Source organism: Methylobacterium sp. 092160098-2, from assembly GCF_028920805.1.
Classification (GTDB): Bacteria; Pseudomonadota; Alphaproteobacteria; order Rhizobiales; family Beijerinckiaceae; genus Methylobacterium; species Methylobacterium fujisawaense.
In genome coordinates, this window is record NZ_JAQPZJ010000001.1 from 3,008,951 (window position 1) to 3,027,875 (window position 18,925).

At 71.6% G+C, this 18,925-nt stretch carries 15 protein-coding genes and 1 pseudogene; 13 read left to right on the top strand and 3 right to left on the bottom strand.

Features of this window, described 5'->3' with window-relative positions:
- Positions 1-182: 182 nt before the first annotated feature.
- Positions 183-848, bottom strand: a complete 666-nt coding sequence (locus PQI07_RS14170) for an HdeD family acid-resistance protein (protein WP_043345689.1) — start codon at positions 846-848, stop codon at positions 183-185.
- A gap of 191 nt (positions 849-1,039) precedes the next feature.
- Between PQI07_RS14170 and PQI07_RS14175 the strand changes: the two genes are divergently transcribed.
- Together PQI07_RS14175 and PQI07_RS14180 are read left to right on the top strand one after the other, a co-directional pair.
- Positions 1,040-2,317 carry an HlyD family secretion protein gene (locus PQI07_RS14175; protein ID WP_274926822.1) on the top strand — a complete coding sequence of 426 codons (1,278 nt, stop codon included), beginning with the start codon at positions 1,040-1,042 and terminating at the stop codon, positions 2,315-2,317.
- Between the two features lie 5 nt (positions 2,318-2,322).
- Positions 2,323-4,005, top strand: a complete 1,683-nt coding sequence (locus PQI07_RS14180; protein ID WP_274926823.1) for a DHA2 family efflux MFS transporter permease subunit — start codon at positions 2,323-2,325, stop codon at positions 4,003-4,005.
- Positions 4,006-4,219: 214 nt separating this feature from the next.
- On the opposite strand, the gene PQI07_RS14185 is transcribed toward PQI07_RS14180, so the two are convergent.
- Positions 4,220-5,452 (bottom strand): transglycosylase SLT domain-containing protein, encoded by a 1,233-nt coding sequence (locus PQI07_RS14185; RefSeq protein ID WP_274927722.1) that lies wholly within the window; start codon positions 5,450-5,452, stop codon positions 4,220-4,222.
- 324 nt (positions 5,453-5,776) lie between these two features.
- Between PQI07_RS14185 and PQI07_RS14190 the strand changes: the two genes are divergently transcribed.
- The 11 genes and pseudogenes from PQI07_RS14190 (at position 5,777) to PQI07_RS14240 (ending at position 18,233) form a co-directional block, all read left to right on the top strand.
- Positions 5,777-6,967 (top strand): inositol-3-phosphate synthase, encoded by a 1,191-nt coding sequence (locus PQI07_RS14190; RefSeq protein WP_043381133.1) that lies wholly within the window; start codon positions 5,777-5,779, stop codon positions 6,965-6,967.
- A gap of 39 nt (positions 6,968-7,006) precedes the next feature.
- Positions 7,007-7,933 carry an HD domain-containing protein gene (locus PQI07_RS14195; protein ID WP_043348083.1) on the top strand — a complete coding sequence of 309 codons (927 nt, stop codon included), beginning with the start codon at positions 7,007-7,009 and terminating at the stop codon, positions 7,931-7,933.
- 44 nt (positions 7,934-7,977) lie between these two features.
- Positions 7,978-9,159, top strand: a complete 1,182-nt coding sequence (locus PQI07_RS14200) for a class I SAM-dependent methyltransferase (RefSeq protein WP_274926824.1) — start codon at positions 7,978-7,980, stop codon at positions 9,157-9,159.
- Positions 9,159-10,154 (top strand): Gfo/Idh/MocA family protein, encoded by a 996-nt coding sequence (locus tag PQI07_RS14205; protein WP_274926825.1) that lies wholly within the window; start codon positions 9,159-9,161, stop codon positions 10,152-10,154. Before PQI07_RS14200 ends, PQI07_RS14205 begins: the two co-directional genes overlap by 1 nt.
- A 224-nt stretch (positions 10,155-10,378) precedes the next feature.
- Positions 10,379-11,980 (top strand): YcaO-like family protein, encoded by a 1,602-nt coding sequence (locus tag PQI07_RS14210; protein ID WP_053609049.1) that lies wholly within the window; start codon positions 10,379-10,381, stop codon positions 11,978-11,980.
- Positions 11,977-12,849, top strand: coding sequence for a sugar phosphate isomerase/epimerase family protein (locus PQI07_RS14215; RefSeq protein ID WP_179697089.1), 873 nt, complete (start codon positions 11,977-11,979; stop codon positions 12,847-12,849). Before PQI07_RS14210 ends, PQI07_RS14215 begins: the two co-directional genes overlap by 4 nt.
- An 85-nt stretch (positions 12,850-12,934) precedes the next feature.
- Entirely contained in the window at positions 12,935-14,173 is a 1,239-nt protein-coding gene (locus PQI07_RS14220; RefSeq protein ID WP_043381124.1) for a glycosyltransferase family 4 protein, read from the top strand.
- Between the two features lie 157 nt (positions 14,174-14,330).
- Positions 14,331-15,089 (top strand): PIG-L deacetylase family protein, encoded by a 759-nt coding sequence (locus PQI07_RS14225; protein WP_053609052.1) that lies wholly within the window; start codon positions 14,331-14,333, stop codon positions 15,087-15,089.
- Positions 15,079-15,706 (top strand): annotated as a pseudogene (locus tag PQI07_RS14230) (uracil-DNA glycosylase). The gene PQI07_RS14225 and the pseudogene PQI07_RS14230 overlap by 11 nt, the downstream one beginning before the upstream one ends.
- A gap of 151 nt (positions 15,707-15,857) precedes the next feature.
- Positions 15,858-16,946, top strand: a complete 1,089-nt coding sequence (locus tag PQI07_RS14235; RefSeq protein WP_043350479.1) for a lysylphosphatidylglycerol synthase domain-containing protein — start codon at positions 15,858-15,860, stop codon at positions 16,944-16,946.
- Between the two features lie 15 nt (positions 16,947-16,961).
- Positions 16,962-18,233: an ATP-binding protein gene (locus PQI07_RS14240; protein WP_078947064.1), complete on the top strand. Its 1,272-nt coding sequence runs from the start codon at positions 16,962-16,964 to the stop codon at positions 18,231-18,233.
- Here the strand turns inward: PQI07_RS14240 and PQI07_RS14245 are convergent.
- A complete protein-coding gene (locus tag PQI07_RS14245; RefSeq protein WP_274926826.1) occupies positions 18,215-18,826 on the bottom strand; it encodes a glutathione S-transferase family protein in 612 nt (203 codons plus the stop codon). The two genes, PQI07_RS14240 and PQI07_RS14245, sit on opposite strands and share 19 nt — an antisense overlap.
- Positions 18,827-18,925: the final 99 nt, after the last annotated feature.

Here is an 18,925-nt window from a genome sequence, read left to right on the forward strand (position 1 = left end):
TTCCGGCGCGTCGGGCGTCATCGTGGTTCGGGTTCCGGGACCGATCGATCCGGTCGAGGGAGCCTTCTAGGCCGCATCCGATCCCGTGTCCCGCGCGTGCGGGGACGCAGGGCGGCCGGCGCGTCGATCGCACCGCGACCGTGTGGATCGGGCCACGGGGCCCGATCCGGTTCGGGACCGGCTCACCGGCCGAGCGGCGTTCCCGGCCCCGCGGCCGCCCCGTGCCGGCTGCGCAGCTGGAAGGCCAGGATCAGCAGCAGGATGCCGAAGGCGAAGGTGTAGGAGCCGATCCACCACGTCAGCACCAGGGCCGACATGCCCGGGTTGATGAGCAGCGCGAGGCCGAACAGGATCGACACGACCCCGCCGAGGACGAGCCACCACCGGCCGTAATGCAGGTGCAGGCGGAAGGCGGCCGCGATCATCAGGCCGCCGGTCACCAGCGCCCACACGGCGAGCAGCAGCACGAAGGCCCAGACGGCCGCGGCCGGCACCAGCGCCGCGGCGACGCCGACGACGATGTCGACGACGCCCTCGAGCAGCAGGAAGCCCCAGCGCTCGTGACGCTGCGCCGCGCGGACCGCGCCCACGATGGCGATGATGCCGTCGGCAAGCATGTAGGCGGCGAAGAACAGCACCAGGGAGAGCACGAAGGCGCCCGGGGCGACGAACGCGATGACACCGAACAGGATCGCGATGACGCCGCGCAGCGCCACGAGCCACCAGTTCCGCGCCAGCGCCGCGCTCATGGCGTCGAGGCGGGCGACGCCGACGAGCGGGATGCCGGTGGGCGAAGTCGGCGAGCCGGAGCCGGGGCTCTGCGGGGTCGGGGATGGGCTGTGCGTCATGGCGTACTCCTGGGCTCGGTGCCCGAGAACGGCAAAGGTTCCGGGCGCAGAACGCCGCAGGGCCGCCTGCGTTCCGGTGGCCCGCTCCGCGCATGGAACCTTGAGCCTGCGGCCGGCTTTTGCTGCCTGAGGCGGGCGATGCGACAAGCCCGGTCACCGTGCGGTGACCGGCCATCGGGCGGCGACTTCCCATGTTTGACGATCAGCGGCCTTCCTCCGAGGGTGAGGCGCGCCCGCATCCCGCCGACGGCCGTCCGGCCGCGCGCGAACGGGACGTGCTGGATCTCGGCCGGGCCAAGCCCGCCGGGGACGTTGGCGCCGCCCAGGAGACCGGCCGCAAGCCGGGCACGGAGGATGCGGCCGACGACGCAGAGGCTCAGGACGGCCAATCCGACGACGCCGCGGAAGATGCCGACGACGGCGAGTACGACGCCCGGCGCCCGAACGTCCTGCGGCGCCACCCGTTCGCATTCCTGCTCGGCGGCCTCGCGGTCGTCGCGCTGTGCGTCGGCGTGTTCTTTTACTGGTTGCTGTACATGCACCCCTACGAGAGCACCGACGATGCCTTCGTCGACGCGCGCAGCATTGCGATCCAGCCGAAGGTCGGTGGCTACCTCGTCGATGTGCCGGTCACCGACAATCAGCACGTCGAGGCCGGCCAGATCCTGTTCCAGATCTTCCAGCGCGACTATCAGATCGCCCTCGATCAGGCGAAGGCGCAGATCGAGGCCGACGAGGCCGGCATCAAGAACATCGATGCGCAGATCCAGGCGCAATACGCCAACATCGACGTGTCCAAGGCGCAGGTCGCCACCGCCGAGGCGGCGCTGAAGTTCGCCCAGGAGGATGCGGCCCGCTACAAGGACCTCGCCGAGCGCGGCTCCGGCTCGATCCAGCAATCGCAATCGGCGACCTCGACGCTGCAGCAGCGACAGGCCTCCCTGCAGAGCGCCCAGGCGAGCGTGGTGGCGGCCCAGAAGCAGATCGGCGCCCTCCAGGCGCAGAAGGCCTCGACCCAGGCGCAGCTCGCCCGCGACCGGGCACAGGTGGAGCAGGCCGAACTGAACCTCGGCTACACGACGGTCCGCGCCGTGCAGGCCGGCCGCGTCGTGCGGCTGACCGGCGGCATCGGCCAGCTCGCCCAGGCCGGCCAAAGCCTGGCGATGTTCGTGCCCGACGACATCTGGGTCACGGCGAACTTCAAGGAGACCCAGATCACCGACATGCGGCCGGACCAGCCGGTCGACATCGAGATCGACGCCTATCCGGGCCGCAAGATCCAGGGGACGGTGGCTTCGGTGCAGCCGGGCTCGGGTACGGCCTTCAGCCTGCTGCCGGCGCAGAATGCCACCGGCAATTACGTGAAGGTGACCCAGCGCATCCCGGTCAAGATCGTTGTCAAGAACTGGCCGACGGACGTGTCGATCGGCCCGGGTATGTCGATCGTCCCGACCGTTACGGTGCGGTGAGCGCCATGGCCGGCGGGACCGGTGCGGCCGCGTCCGGACGCAAGCCGAACACGGGCAAGGCGCAAGGAGGCAAGACGCAAGGAAGCAAGGCGCAAGGCGGCACGGCATCCGCGAAGGCGCCGGGTGGCCACAATCCGTGGCTGATCGCCGGCGTGGTGGCGCTGGCGACCTTCATGGAGGTGCTCGACACCACCATCGCCAACGTGGCGCTGCGCTACATCTCGGGCGGCCTCGCGGTCGGCCCCGACGAGGCCGCCTGGGTGGTGACGAGTTACCTCGTGGCCAACGCGATCACGCTCACGGCGTCGAGCTTCCTGGCCAAGCGCTACGGCCGCAAGGCGTTCTTCATGTGGTCGGTGGCCCTGTTCACCGTCTCGTCGATCCTGTGCGGCTTCGCCTGGAGCCTGGAATCCCTTCTGCTGTTCCGGGTGCTGCAGGGGCTCGGCGGCGGCGGCATGGCGCCGCTCGCCCAGTCGATCCTGGCGGATTCCTTCCCGCCCGAGAAGCGCGGCCAGGCCTTCGCGCTCTACGGCGTCGCCATCGTGGTGGCCCCGGTGATCGGCCCGACCCTCGGCGGCTGGCTCTCCGACAACGCCTCCTGGCACTGGTGCTTCCTGATCAACGGTCCGGTGGGGGTCATCGCCCTCGGGCTGATGTACTGGCTCATCGAGGACAGCGCGGCGGCCAAGAAGGAGCGCCGTGCGCTGGTCCGGAAGGGGATCCGCTTCGACATCGTCGGCTTCGTGCTGGTCGCCCTGTTCCTCGGCTCGCTGGAGGTGATCCTCGACGAGGGCCAGCGGAAGGACTGGTTCGGGACCTCGACGCTGATGAACGTCTCCGGCGTGCTGATGGTCGTGTCGTTCGTGGCCATGATCCCCTGGCTCCTGACCAAGAAGAACCCGGCCGTCGATCTCCGCCTCATCGGCAACCGCCAGTTCGGCTCCTGCTTCCTGGTGATGATGTTCACCGGGGCGATCCTGATCGCCACCACGCAGTTCATCCCGCAGATCACGCAGGAATATTACGGCTACACCGCCACGCTGTCGGGGCTCGTGCTCGGTCCGGGGGGCATCGTCACGGTGGTGATGATGTTCCTCACCGGCCGCGTCTCCGCCTACGTGCAGCCGAAATGGCTGATCGCCGCCGGCATGACCATCGTGGCTTTGGGCATGGTCGACCTGACGCGGCTCGACGGCTCCACGACGTTCTCGTTCTTCGCGTGGTCGCGGGTCTATATCGGGATCGGCCTGCCGATGGTGTTCCTGTCGATCACCTCGGCCTCGTACGAGGGGATCCGCAAGGACCAGACCGATCAGGCCTCGGCGCTGATCAACGTCGCCCGCAATGTCGGCGGGTCGATGGGCGTCTCGCTGGCCCAGAACATCCTGGCCTACCGGAGCCAGTTCCATCAGAGCCGCCTGGTGGAGAGCGTCAACCCGACCGCGCCGGCCTATCAGGAGACCATGCGGCAGGCGACGCAGTACTTCTCTGAGCACGGCTATGCCGGCGTCGAGGCCCAGAGCCAGGCGACCGCGTGGATCGGGAGCGTGCTCAGCACGCAGGTGGCGTACTGGGCCTATATCGACGTGTTCTGGGTGCTCGGCCTCGTCGCCGCCTGCGCGGTCCCGCTGGCGCTGAGCCTGAAGAGCGTCAAGCTCGGCGGCGGGGCGCCGGCCGGGGGCCATTGAGGCGGATCGGCTTGGCTGGACGTCATCCCGAGGCGCCGCGCCCGCCCACCCGGATTGGCGGAAATCATCCGGTGGCTCCGGCGCCGGAGCCCCGGATTCGGGTTCGGGTTCGGGTCCCCTGACCTGAAGGGAGCGGGAGGCGCGTTGGAAGCCCCCCGCGCCCCGATTGAGACGATCGAGCGCCTCAACAGGATCCGCTTCCCCTGCGCGATCCTCACACGCCGTCCGGCGGCAACGCCTCCGTCACCTCGACGCGGCGGTTGCCGGCCACCGGCGCCGTTTCCTCGGCGCTGACGATCTCGTTCTGGGACTGGCCCTTGTCGAGCGCCTCGGCGACCGCCGCGACGCCCTGGTAGCGGGTCAGCCGCCGGTCGATCATGTCGTCGATCCGTCCGTGCAGTTCCGCGACGGTCAGGCTCCGGCGCTTGCCGCCCGTCTTCGCGGTGAACAGGCTGCGATTGGCCCGCGCCGCGGTGCGGAACTCGCGCCCTGCGACCTCGTCGGGCTTCTCTGAGGAGAGCGACAGGAAGCGCCCGGCGCTCGCAGTCCCGAGGAAATGGGCGAGGTACAGCTCGGTCGTGGTCAGCGCACGCCCGACCCGGGCCTCGATCCGCTCACGGTCGCGCTTGATCAGCTCGGCCGCCATCAGGGCGGCGACGCGCGGGTCGTTGCGCAGGCCGAGCACCCGGCCGCGCATGCTGCCCGTGACGGTGATCGCGGCGCCCCGGCCCTTCACGGCGGCGGCCTCCTCGGCGAGCCCGTAGCGGGCGCCGTAATCACGGATCATCTCCAGCCAGGTGCGGGCCACGAACTGGAACAGGCCCGCCGCCGAGGAGGTCGCCGCCTTCGCGTCCGTGTCGAAGCTCGATTCCTTGTCGGCCAGCGCCATCATGTAGACGGGGTCGACGCCAGCCTCGTCGGAGGCCTTGACGATCGTGTCGACCACCTTGCGCGGCACGCTGCGCTCGCCGAACTTGACCGCGTCCTGACCCTGCTCCTGCGTCACCCGCGGCAGGGCCGCGAGGTCTTCCTGGATCAGCGCCGTGGTGGCGGGCTCCTGCTCGGGAACCGGCAGGCCGTTCCAGGTGTTCTGGACAGGCTCGTCCGGCGCGACGGTCGGGGCCGCGGGCTGGGAAGCCGTCTGCGCGAGCACCTGAGCGGCGCGCGGGCTGGTGTCGATCCGGTCGTGGGCCTGGGCGGCCGGGGCGAAATACGCCGGCGCGAAGGCGGCCTGCGGCAGGCCGAGCCCGGCGACGAGCCCCAGGGCCAGCGTCCCGGAAATCCGGCCGAGGCCGGTGCGGCGAAGTGACCGGCGCCCTGTCCCGCGTCCGGCCCGCGGCAGCCATGCCACGGCTTCATCCTCGATATGGCCCGTGCCGTTCAGGGTCGGCGGCACGAGTCGGCTCACGTCGTCGGCGCAACGCGCCGGCTCCGGGAAAACCCCCATCATTGGTCCTCTTCAGATCGGTCCTTGCGTCCGCCCGGCTCTGACGGCCGGGTTTTTTCGGAAGCGGCGGCCCTATCGACGCCGGCCGTGACCAGAATGGGACGGCCCCGTGATCCAAGCGTGGCACGGTCAACGAAGGGTTAACCCTGCCGCTTAGGGGGGCGTTAACACCGTCAACCGGCCACGCTTCGGACGACGGAGGGGCAATGTTGTCGCATTCGGGTTGGAACGCGGCACCGTCGAGCCAGTTAGATACGGCCCCGGGGGGGTCGAACTTTCCGTCCCAAGACGCCACCCGCGTCCGCACAAGGACATCATTTTCCGATGAGCATGCAGTCCGGTCGCCGCATCGGTGTCGCGTTCGTTGGCATGGGAGGCGCCGTCGCCACCACTGCCATCGCCGGCATCGAAATGATCAAATCCGGCTCCAATCGCCTCGACGGGCTGCCGCTCGCCGGTCTCTCCGTGGCCGGCATGGCCGACTACAAGGATCTCGTCTTCGGCGGCTGGGATCTCAACGGCGACGACCTCGCGTCCGCTGCGAGCGGCCACGGCGTGCTCTCCAAGGACGACATCGAGAGCGGCGCGCAGGCCCTGAAGGGCATCACCCCCTGGCCGGCGGTGGGCAGCGCCAAGTTCTGCAAGAACATCGACGGCCAGAACCGCATCGTCGCCAAGGACCACCGCGAGGCGGTCTCGGTGATCGCCAACGACCTCCGCCGCTTCCAGAAGGAGAGCAACCTCGACGACGTCGTCGTGGTGAACCTCGCCTCCACCGAGCGCTGGCCGGACCTGAACGACCCGGCCCTGAACTCCACGGCCGCCTTCGAGAAGGGGCTCGATTCGAGCGACGAGGCGATCTCGCCCGCGATGCTCTACGCCTACGCGGCGATCAAGAGCGGCATCCCCTACGCCAACTTCACCCCGAGCGTGGCGGCCGACGTCCCGGCCCTCCTGGACCTCGCCAAGGAGCTGAACGTCCCGGTGGCCGGCAAGGACGGCAAGACCGGCCAGACCATGATGAAGACGGTGCTGGCCCCGGCCTTCAAGGCGCGGGCGCTCCACGTCGACGGCTGGTTCTCGACCAACATCCTGGGCAACCGCGACGGACTCGCCCTGAACGATCCGAACTCCCTCCAGTCGAAGCTCAACACCAAGGGCACGGTGCTCGACTCGATCCTCGGCTACCCGGTCGAGGACCACCTCGTGCACATCCACTATTACCGCCCGCGCGGCGACGACAAGGAAGCCTGGGACAACATCGACGTCACCGGCTTTATGGGCCAGCGGATGCAGGTGAAGGTGAACTTCCTCTGCAAGGACTCGATCCTGGCCGCGCCCCTGGTCATCGAGATCGCCCGCGTCCTCGACCTCGCCCGCACGCGCGGCGACGGCGGCGTGCAGGAGCAGCTCTCGACCTTCTTCAAGGCCCCGATGGTCAAGAACGGCCATGGGCCGGAGCACGCCTTCGGCAAGCAGGAGCAGATGCTCCGCGACTGGCTGGGCGTGCACTAGGCCTCGTCGCGACCAAGGGGCGGCTTCCGGAGCGAGACGATGCCAAGCGAGAACCAGCCGCCTCCCTCCGGCGCTGCCCCCGAGGCGCTGCGCGACCTCCTGATCGAGATGAACGACCTCAAGCGCGTCCGCTCGGCGGGGCGCGAGGGGTCGATCGCCGAGCGGCTGTTCGCGCAGGGATGGGGCCTCCTCACCGGGGGCGCCGCGCCCGATGACGTCGCCCTCGACATCACCGCCGTCACCCTCGCGGCGACGCGCCTCTGCGATCTCGACGCGGCCTTCCTGACCGCGGCCGGGCTGTCGGAGGAGGCGGCCTCGGCGGTGCTGGTGGCTGGCTTCGACGCCGTCACCGGGGAGCTCGACCCGGCTCTGCGCGAGCGCCTGCGCGGGCGGCTCGCGCCGCGACCGGCCGGCAGGCCCGGACCGCTGCCGGGCTTCGTCGCCGCCCTGGCGCAGCAGCCGCGGGCGGGCGTCACCTGTCCCGGCCGCGCCCGGATCCTGCTGGAGCCGCCGGAGAACCACGCCGAGCACTGCCTCATCGTGGCGGTCTACGGGGTCTGCCTCAGCCCGTTCTACCGGGCCGACCCCGGCACCGTGTTCCTGGCCGCGATGGCGCACCATTTCCACAACGCCGCGATGCCCGATGCCGGCTTCACCGGCGAGATGCTGCTCGGCGACCATCTCGGGCCGATCATGGCGACCACCACCGCCTGGGCGCTGGCCGAGCTCGCCGAGCCCCTGCGGGGTCAGGTGGAGCGGGCCCGCGCGGTGCTGCCCGACGACGCCACCGCGGAGGGCCGCGCCTTCCACGCGGCGGATTGCATCGACCGTGTCCTCCAGATTGCCCAGCATCTGCGCGGGGCCTCGACCACGATGGGGATGGTGCTCGACGAGTGGGAGCTGGTCCATGCCGGCCCGGTGAAGGGCTTCCATGATCGTGTCCTCGCCGACATGCGCATCCCTTGATCGCCGGACCCCGCCGCCCATCTGCCCGGGCGGCTCCGAGAACCATGATCCCGTTCGAACTCCATTCGCCGGACACCGGCAACCCGCTGAAGGCCGACGGCCCGCACGCCTTGCGCGATGCGGAGACCGGCGCCCGCTGGCCCGTGATCGACGGCATCCCGTACCTGCGGATCAACCGTGAGGCCCTGGTCGAGCGGGTTCTGGCCCATCTCGACGCCGGCGAGCCCGACGAGGCGCTGGCCGCGCTGCTCGTCGATCAGGACGATTGGTGGAACGGGCCCCCGGCCGATCCCGCCGGGGTCATCCGCCTCATCAAGGAGCGCCGCACCGCGACGCTGCGTGACGCGGTCCAGGGTCTCGGCTGGGGCCGCGTCGGCGACTATTTCCTGCATCGCTGGAGCGATCCGACCTTCCTGGCCGGCCTGTCGCTTCTGGAGGCGCACTGGAACGAGCCCATCTGCGTCTTCGAATTCGCCTGCGGCATCGGCCATTACCTGCGGGAATTGCAGCGGCGCGGCTGCAAGGTCGCCGGCGCCGACGTGGTCTTCGCCAAGCTCTGGGTCGCGCGCCACTGGGTGGTTGACGAGAAGGCGCAGCTCGTCTGCTTCGACGCCGGCTCGCCGCACTGGCCCATCCCGGGCGCGCCGGTCGACCTCGTCGTGTGCAACGACGCCTTCTACTTCCTCGACGACAAGGCGGCCCTGCTGGAGAACCTCCGCCAGAATGCCGGCGACGACGGCTGGCTGGCGCTGAGCCACATCCACAACCGCGACTGCCCGGGCTTCTCGGCCGGCCGGGCGGTGACCGCCGAGGAGATCGCCGAGTATTTCCCCGACGCCCTGGTCTACGACGACGCGGAGCTCACGCGGGCGCTGGTGGAGGCGCGGGCGCCTGGCCCGCAGGAGCCTGGGGCCTTGCGAACCTGCGAGGCGTTCTCGGTGGTATGCGGCCCCGGCATGCGCCCGGCGCCGCGCGCTCTGGTCGACGGGCTGACCCTGCCGAAGCCCGGCACGGTGCTGCGGCTCAACCCGCTCTATGCGCCCGAGGGGGACGGCTACGTCATCCGCTGGCCCTCGGAGCGCTACGAGGCGGAATACGCCTCCCGGGCCACCTACCCGCTGCGCTCGCCCGGCCCCGAGCATCTGACCTTCGACGGCACGCTCGATAGCCCGGAGACGCAGCGTATCCGGGTGCGCGAATTCGTCGACCTGCCGGAGCGGTGGTGATGGACGCGGTCGGCTGGGGCATCGTCGGCTACGGCTGGGTCGCGCGCGACTACATGGAGCCGGGCATCCGCGCCGCCGGGCACCGGCTGGTGGCGGTCTGCGATCCGAACCCGGAATGCCGCGCCGCGGCCGAGCGGGCGGGCGCCCGCAGCCATGCCGATCTCGCCGGTCTCATCGCCGAGCCCGGGGTCGAGGCGGTCTACGTGGCGACGCCGAACCATCTCCACCGCGGCGCCGTCGAGGCGCTCGCCGCCGCCGGCAAGGCGGTGCTCTGCGAGAAGCCCATGGCGGCGACGCTCGCGGACGCGGAAGCCATCGCGCGTGCGGTCGAATCGCAAGAAATCTTCTACGGCACGGCCTTCGATCAGCGTCACCACCCGGCCCATCGGACGATCCGCGCCCAGGTCGCGGCCGGGCGGCTCGGCACCGTCACCACGGTGCGGATCGTCTACGCCTGCTGGCTCGGGCGCGACTGGTCGGAGGCCGGCCAGCCCAACTGGCGGATCGATGCCGCCCAGGCCGGCGGCGGCGCCTTGATGGACCTCGCCCCGCACGGGCTCGACCTCGTGGATTTCCTGCTCGACGAGCCGATCGCCGACCTCGCGGCCCTGACCCAGAGCCGGGCCCAGGACTATTCCGTCGATGACGGCGCCCTGCTGATCGGGCGGACCGCGGGCGGCGCGCTGGCGAGCCTGCACGTCGCCTACAATTGCCCCGACGCGCTGCCCCGCCGCCGCCTGGAGGTGGTCGGTACGAAGGGGATGCTGATCGCCGAGAACACCATGGGCCAGACGGCCGGCGGATCGCTGTCCTTCATCGACGGCGCCAGCGGGCGCGTCGAACCGCTCGTCTTCGACGCCGACAGCTCCCCCTTCACCGAGCAGGTGCGCGCCTTCGGCTCGGCCCTGCGCCGGCCCGAGGAGCGGGGGGCGTACTCGGCCGCACGCGATCTCCACACGATGCGACTCGTCGCCCGCGCCTATGGGCAGGGGTAGCGACCGCAGGACAGGATGAGCAGACACCGGACAGCTACCTATCCAATCCAAGCCGCACCCTCATCCTGAGGTGCCCGCGCCAGCGGGCCTCGTGGGAGGGCTCCAGGAAGCGCTGTGCCGTCCAGAGCCCTCCTTCGAGGCCTTCGCTACGCTCCGGCAGCTCAGGATGAGGGGATGGGCAGGACGAAGGTGAGCAGGCGGTCCGAGGAACACGGGAACACGACGTGAGCAACGCAGACGGCTTCCACGACCAGGACGACCGCGCCCGGCACGCGCGGATCAAGGCGCCGCGCCCCTATCGCTTCGGCGCCAAGCGGCCGATCGAGGGGCTGCCCGAGACCCTGCCGGATCCCGTGCGCGCCTATCTCGACGTCCTGCCGGAAGGGCGCATCGTCGGCTTCCCGCTGGCGCCCCTCGACCGCACCGGCATCCCGGTCTGGTTCGTGGCCCTGTTCCTCGACGACCCGTTCTTCGTGGGCGCGATGCCGTCGGGCATCGGCTACGGCGCCACCGACGACGAGGCGCTGATCGGCGCGGTCGCCGAGATTGCCGAGAACCTGATGCCCTCGCTCGCGGTGCTGCCCCGGGCCAAGGAACGGGCGAGCTACACCGACCTCGCCCGCGTCTACGGCGCCAAATCCGTCGCCGACCCGCTGACCCTCTGCCTGCCCGCCGGCTCCCCGGTGGGCCGGGACACGGTGCTCGAATGGACGCCCAGCGTCCGGCACGCCACGGGCGAGATCGTGCTCATGCCGCTCGACGTCGCCGCCACCGACTATTTCGAGCTGTCCGAGGGCTACAAACCCTTCACCAACCTGATCACCAACGGTCTCGGCGCGGGGCCCGACGTGCCCTTTGCGCTGGGCCACGGCGTCCTTGAGCTGCTCCAGCGGGACGGCAACGGCCTGCTGTTCCGGGCTCTCGACCAGGGCGTGATGCTCGACCTCGACGGCATCGGCCCGGAGAATGCCGCGATGCTGGCCCGGCTCAAGGAGCTTGGCATCCACGCGCTGCCGAAATTCGCCACCGACCAGTTCGGCCTCACCAACCTCTACGTCGTCGGCTACGACGCGGATCCGGCGCGCACCCCGGCACCGATCGCCCTGTCGGCCTGCGGCGAGGCCTGCGATCCGGACCGGGAGCGGGCCCTCCGCAAGGCGCTGCTCGAGTTCCAGGCCGCGCGGGTGCGCAAGACCTTCGGCCACGGCCCCCTCGACATGGCCGCCACGGTGACTCCGCCGGGCTACATCGACGCCTTCATCCAGAAGGCGCTTCCGAGCCTCGATCTCGAGGAGAGCCGCGCCCTGCAGGCGATGCTCGAATGGATCGAGATGCCCGCCGCCGACCTGCGCGGCGTGCTGGCCGACACCGTCTATTCGGAGCGGAGCACCAAGCGCTTCGCGGACCTGCCCTCGACCCCGGCCGCGGACGGGCATGCCAGGGGCAAGATCGCCTGCGACCGGCTTACGGAGGCCGGGTTCGACGTCCTCTACGTCGACTGCACGCCCCCGGGCGGCGGGGTCGGCGTGGTCAAGGCGATCGTGCCGGGGCTCGAGGTCGAGACCATGAGCTACTACCGGATCGGCGAGCGCAACACGAAGAAGCTCATCGACCGCGACCACCCGCTGATCAAGTTCGGCACCGAGAGCGAGACCCTGCGGCCGGTCCGCCTGACGCCGGAGGCCCTGGAGCGTTTCGGGGGGCAGCCGCTGTTCGACGTCGCCCTGGCCGAGCGGATCGTCGGGCGGCACTATCCGCTCTATCGCGAGCCGGAATCGCACCACGCGCCGTTCCGCCTCGCCCAGCGTCAGGGGAGGGCGGCATGACGCTCCGGTTCGCCTACAACACCAACGGCGCGGCCAACCATCGCCTCGACGACGCGATCCACCTGATCAAGGCCGCGGGCTACGACGGCGTGGCCCTGACGCTGGACATCCACCACCTCGATCCGTTCTCCGAAACCTGGGCGGCGGAGGCCGGCCGGGTGGCGAGCCTGCTGGAGAAGCTGGAGCTGAGCTGCGTCATCGAGACGGGCGCCCGCTTCCTCCTCGACCCCACCGCCAAGCACGAGCCGACGCTCGTGACGGCGGATGCCGCGGGCCGCGCCCGGCGGGTCGGCTTCCTCAAGCGGGCCATCGAGATCGGCGGCATGCTGAGCGCCGAGGCGGTCTCGTTCTGGGCCGGCGTGCCGAAGCCCGGCGTCGATCCCGGCGAGGCCCGGCGCTGGCTGGCCGAGGGGCTGCACGAAGTCGCGGCCTTCGCCACGGAGGCGGGGGTCGTCCCCTGCCTGGAGCCGGAGCCCGGCATGCTGATCGAGACCCTCGACGATTACGCGGCCCTCGACGTGCCGGGGCTGAAGCTCGCCCTCGATACCGGCCACTGCCTCGTCACGGGCGAGCGCGAGCCGGCGGCGGCCGTGCGTGAATTCGCCGACCGGATCGGCACCGTGGCGATCGAGGACATGAAGCGCGGCAGCCATATCCACCTGCCCTTCGGCGAGGGCGACATGGACGTGCCGGGCGTCCTGGAGGCGCTGGAGGCGATCAACTTCGGCAAGCTGATCTGCGTCGAGCTGTCCCGCGAGAGCCACCGGGCCGACGTGATGATCCCGCAGGCGCTCGACTACCTCCGCGGCTGCCGGCGCCCCGGTCCGGTTCTGGCCGGCGAGCAGGAGACGCGGCGGCAATGGCAGTGAGAGACGAGCCGGGGCGAGACGGGACGCCGGCGCGGGAGAGGGGGCCACGCGGCGCCTCTCCCGGTTTGCGCGAAGGGGCGGCACGATGAGAATCCTCTTCCTCAGCCGCCGCTACTTTCCCGCCATATCGGGCATGAGCGTCTACGCGCAGAACCTGCTGCGCGAGTTGGTCGGCGCCGGCCACGACGTGACGATGATCTCGCAGTACCGGGGCGACGCCTTCGGCACCCGCGTTTACGGCGGCGGGCCGCCGCCGCCGGTGCCGGGTGTGCGGGTGATCGGCCTGGAGCAGCTCGGCGAGCAGACGTCGGGCGATTTCGAGCGCGACATCGCCACCATGGTGGACGCGATCGCCCAAGAGCACGCCCAGAACCCCTTCGACATCCTGCACGCGCAGTACGGCTACCCGACCGGCTGGGCGGTGCTGCTGGCCGCCCGCAAGCTCGGGGTGCCAAGCGTCGTCTCGATCCAGGGCGGCGACGGCCACTGGGTCGGCTCCTGCTGCGAGACCCACCGGGTCGCCATGTGCGAGGTGCTGGCTCACGCCAACGCCCTGCTGATCGGCGGCGCCTCCTTCGTGGACGAGGTCTGCGAGCGCCTGGGCTCGGACCCCGCCCGCTTCACGATCGTGCCCGGCGCGGTCGACACTGAGCGCTTCGCGCAGGGGACGCCCGACGGGCTGCCGGCGCCCCATGGCGGGCCGGTGCGGCTGTTCTACCATGGCCGGGTCGACCGCCGGAAAGGCGTGCTCGATTTCATCGAGGCCCTGGCGATCCTGCGCCGGCAGGGCACGCCCTTCGCGGCCACGATCTCCGGGATCGGGCCCGACGTGGACCCGGCCAAGGCGCTTGCCGCGGAGCACGCCTTCTCCGAGCGCGAGATCGCCTTCACGGGCTATGCCGAGTACGGCTCCGTGCCCGACCTCTACCGCCGCGCCGACGTGTTCGTCTCGCCGACCTACGCGGAGGGGTTCTCGAACACGATCCTGGAGGCGCTGGCGGCCGGGCTCGCCACCGTCTCGTGCCACGCGGTCGGCGTGTCGGACTGCCTGCGCGACGGGGAGAACGGGCTGCTGGTGAATCCGGGCGACGTGCCGGCGCAGGCCGCCGCGCTCACCCGGATCATCACGGACGCGGCGCTCCGCCGCCGCATCGCGAGCGCCGGCCTCGAGGAGTGCCGGCGGGTCTATTCCTGGCACGCGGTCGGGCGGCAGATCATGGAGGTCTACGCGCGGGTGCGTTCCGAGACGCCGGCCACCGACTTTGCGACGGACCTGCCCGACGATCCCAGCTGCCGGTTCCGCGCCGAGCCACACCTGCTCTGACGGGACTTCGCACTTGGGCCGTCCCATCCGGGGTCTCGTCCTGAAATGCGCCCGCGACGCGCAGGCCGCAAAGGCGCCCTCGCGCCGGCACTGCGCTCCGGCACCTCGGGATGAGGCTCGGGATTGGAGCATCCCCCCAGCCGACAGGCTCTGAACCATGCCGATCGCCCTCGCCCTGTCCCCCCATCTCGATGATGCGGCCTTCTCCTGCGGCGGCCTCCTGGCGGGCCTGGCGCAGGACGGCTGGCGCGTGGTGATGGCGACCCTGTTCACCGGCAGCGTCGCCGACCCGACGGGCTTCGCCCTCGCCTGCCAGCTCGACAAAGGCCTGGCGCCGGAGGTCGACTACATGGCCCTGCGCCGGGCCGAGGATGTCCGCGCCGCCGCCGCGCTCGGCATCGCGCCGCCCGTCCACCTGCCGTTCCGGGAGGCGCCGCACCGGGGCTACGGCGCGCCGCCGGAGCTCTTCTCCGAGACCCGCGCCGACGACGGCATCGCGGGCGACCTCGCCCCCGCCCTGGCGGATCTGATCGCCGCCGAGCGGCCCGACCTGATCCTCGCCCCCCAGGCGATCGGCGGCCATGTCGATCACGTCCAGGCGGTCCGGGCGCTGCGCGGGCTCGCCGTGCCGTCACCGATCCTGTGGTGGCGCGATTTTCCCTACACGGTGCGGGAGGCCGCGCCGAAGGCGCCGCTGGCCGCGCTGTTCGCGGGGCTTCCCGAGCCGGTGATGCGCCTCGATCCGGAGGCGCAAGCCCGCAAGCGCGCCGCCTGCGCGGCCTATGCCAGCCAGATCGGTTTCCAGTTCGGCGGCCTGGCCGGCCTCGACGCGCGCCTCGCCCGGGAGGAGGGCCTCGAGCGCTTCCGCCTGTCCGGCCCGCTCGGCGTGACCGTCCCCGGGCTCGATGCCGGCTGAGCCGCAGGCGCCGAGGGCCCTGGCCGATCCGGACGCCCTCGCGGCACGCCGCGCCCTGATCGGCAGCCCCCACATCGCCCCGATCCGGGCCCTCGCCGCGCGCATTGCGGCCGAGCGTGGCGCCCCGGTCCCGGCGCCCGACCCCCTGGATGGCGGCGTCGACGCCCGGATGCTGCTCCTCCTCGAGACGCCGGGCCCGGCGGTGCTGCGCACCGGCTTCGTGACCCGCGACAGCGCGAACGGCACCGCCGCGAACCTGTTCCGCTTCCTCGCCGAGGCCGGCATCGCCCGCGCCGACACGCTGATCTGGAACGCCGTCCCCTGGCTGATCCACCAGGAGGGCGCACGCAACCGCGCGCCCCGCCGCGCGGAGGTCGCGGCCGCCGCGCCCTATCTGGCCCCGCTCCTCGACCTCCTGCCGCGCCTCGCCGTGGCGGTGCTGGCCGGCCGCTTCGCCGGCGAGGCGGCCGGCGCTCGCGGTGCTCCGCCCCGACCTGCCGGTCATCCGGGTGCCGCATCCGAGTCCGACCTATGTCTGCACCGCGCCGGAGGTGCCGGCCCGGATCCGGCGGGGCCTCGCCGAGGCGGCGGCGCGGCTCGGGCGGATGCCCAGCTGAGGATAGAACGCCTGTCCCGGCGGCCGCTTCCCTGGTCTTGGGCGCCGGTTCGGCCTACATGCGGGGCAACGGGCCGCGGTCCGGGAGTTTCCGGCTCGGGCTGACGGCCTTCGGCCGGGCCGCGCAGCCGGAAGGGCGGACGCCGATCGGCATGAATTTTCAGGGACAGCACCGGAGCCCGGCCGAGCCGGTCGAGCCGGTTGAGCACGATGCCGCCGCGGACGCGAAGCGGAAGGTCCGGCGCAGCCGCTATGCCTGGATCGGCACGGGCGCCAGCATCGTGCTGTTCGCGGTCTCCCTCGGCGTCCTGTGGAAGCTCGTCCAGAGCGTGAGCTGGGCGGAGGTGCGCAGCGCCATCGCGGCCGCGACCGCCGAGCAGCTCGGGCTCGCCTTCCTGTTCGTCGGCGTCAGCTACGTGTTCCTCACCGGCTACGACGCGCTGGCCCTGCGCCAGCTCAAGATCAAGGTGCCGTACCGGATCACCGCGCTCGCCTCGTTCACGAGCTATGCGGTGAGCTTCACCCTCGGTTTCCCGCTGCTCACCGCCGGCACGATCCGCTACTGGATCTATGCCCGGCAGGGCCTGTCCACCGCCAAGATCGCGGCTCTGACCGTGATCGCCGGCTTCACCTTCTGGCTCGGCATGGGCGTGGTGCTGGGTCTGAGCCTGATCATCGAGGCGGGCCAGCTCGCCGGGCTCGCCTTCACGTCGATCCGGATCAACCAGGGCGTCGGCCTCGCGGCGCTCGCCCTCGTGCTCGGCTACCTCGCCTGGGTCTCGGCCAAGAAGCGCAGCATCACCGTCAAGCACTGGCGCCTGGAACTGCCCGGGGCCTCCGTCTCCATCGGCCAGATGATCGTCGGGATCGGCGACGTCTGCGCGGCGGCGGCCGTGCTCTACGTTCTGCTGCCGCAGGAGACGACGCTCGGCTTCACCACCTTCCTGGCGATCTACGTGCTCGCCGCCATGCTGGGCATCGCGTCGAATGCCCCCGGCGGCATCGGGGTGTTCGAGGCGACGGTCCTGCTCGCCCTGTCGAGCCTGCCGCGCAACGAGGTGCTGACCTCGCTGCTGCTGTTCCGGGGCTGCTACTACGTCGTCCCGTTCGTGACCGCCCTGGCGATGCTCGGCCTGTACGAGATCGTCAAGCGGGCGGGCGGCGCGCGCGATCCGGGGCCTCCGGAGGGCACGGCCGGCCCGTCCGGCCGGGCGTGGCGCGACGAGTCCGAAACCCGCTGATCCGCCGCGCCTGCCATGTCCGGTCGCCTGCGCAGCTCCCCCGCCTGGACCGGCGCCGCGATCGCCGCGGGCCTGCTCGGGCTCGCCACCGCGCTGGCCGGGCGGCTCGATCTCCCGCTGATCCTGACCGGGCTCGTGGCCGTCTGCCTGGGCGGCTGGCTCGGCGGCCGCGGCCGCGAGGCCCCGGTGCCGCGTCCGGCTGCAACCACGCAGCGCCACGCCGTCGCCGAGGCGCTCCTGGCCCACGTGCCGGATCCGGTGATCCTGGTGGACCGGCGCACCCTGGTGGTGGAGGCGAACCCCGCCGCCCGGGCCCTCCTGCCGGCCCTGCACCACGCCCGGCCCCTGTCCTTTGCGCTCCGCGACCCGGAGGTCCTCGACGGCGTCGAGGCGGTGCTGAGTTCCGGCCTGCCGCGCCGCGTCGCGCTGTCGACCCGGGTGCCCCTGGAGCGGACCTTCGAGGTCCAGATCGGCGCCCTTCCGATGCCCGACGGATCCGGCGTCAGCGCGCTGCTGTTCCTGCGCGACCTCACCTCGGCCCGGCGTCTGGAGGCCATGCGGGTCGACTTCGTCGCCAATGCGAGCCACGAGCTGCGCACGCCGCTGGCCACCCTGATCGGCTTCATCGAGACCCTGCAGGGCCCCGCCCGCGATGACGCGCAGGCCCGGGAGCGCTTCCTGGAGATCATGCGCGTCCAGGCCCTGCGCATGACGCGGCTGATCGACGATTTGCTGTCGCTGTCGCGGATCGAGCTGCGGGAGCACGTGGCCCCCACCGCCGTGGTCGATCTCGCGGCGCTGGCCCGCCAGATGGTCGACGCCCAGGGCCCGCCCGCCGAGGCGCGGGGCGCCACGATCCGCCTGGAGGAGGGCGCCGGCCCCTTCGCGGTCCCCGGCGATTCCGACGAGCTCGCCCGGGTGATCGAGAACCTGATCGAGAATGCCGTCAAATACGGCGGCGGCCGGATCAGCGTCGGGCTCGCCCGCGAGGACGATCCGCGGCTCGGGCCCCGGATCGTCCTGTCCGTGGTCGATGATGGGCCGGGCATCCCGCCCGAGCACATCCCGCGGCTCACGGAGCGCTTCTACCGGGTCGACGTCGCGTCGAGCCGCGCCCGCGGGGGCACGGGCCTGGGGCTCGCCATCGTCAAGCACAGCCTCAACCGCCACCGCGGACGCATCGCCATCGAGAGCGCGGTGGGGGAGGGGACCACCGTGCGGGTCAGCCTGCCGGAATACGGCACCGCCGCGCTGCCGCCCCCGGCCGATCAGGCCGGCCCGGCATAGGGGCCGATCCCGAGGCCGTCCTCGACGCGCCCGATCCAGGCGCGGATGGCCCCAAAGCCCGCGAGGTCGAAGCCGCCCTCATGGGCCATGCGGGTGTAGGCGACGAGCGCCACATCGGCGAGGGTCAGGGCCTCGCCCGCCAGGAAGGCGGAACAGGCCAGCGTCCGCTCCATCAGCCGCAGGGCGTCGGCGCCCCGCTCGGCGAGCTTCGGGTCGAGATCCTCCGGCGCCCGCCTGAGGTAATGGAGCTGGTAGCGGCGGACTGCGATGTAGGGCTCGTGGCTGTACTGCTCCCAGAACATCCACTGCAGCATCCGGGCACGGGGCAGGGCCGCTTCAGGGATCAGCGCGGAGCCCTCCGCGAGATAGACGATGATCGCGTTCGACTCCGACAGCACGGCGCCGTCGGGCAGGACGACGATCGGCACCCGCCCGGCGGGGTTCAGGGCCAGGAATTCGGGCGTGCGGGTCCCGCCGCCCGGGACATCCACGTCGCGCCAGACCGCCGGGATGCCGAGATGGGCCGCGACCCACTTGACCTTGAGGCAGTTCCCGGAGCCCGGGTCGCCATAGATCGTCAGCGGTTCGCTCATCCGCGCCCTCGTCGCTCCGGCATGCGGGAAGCTTGGCCGGGCGCGAGCGATTCGACAACGGGCGAAGCGGCTCGCCATCGCCCGGATCTGTCCGATATC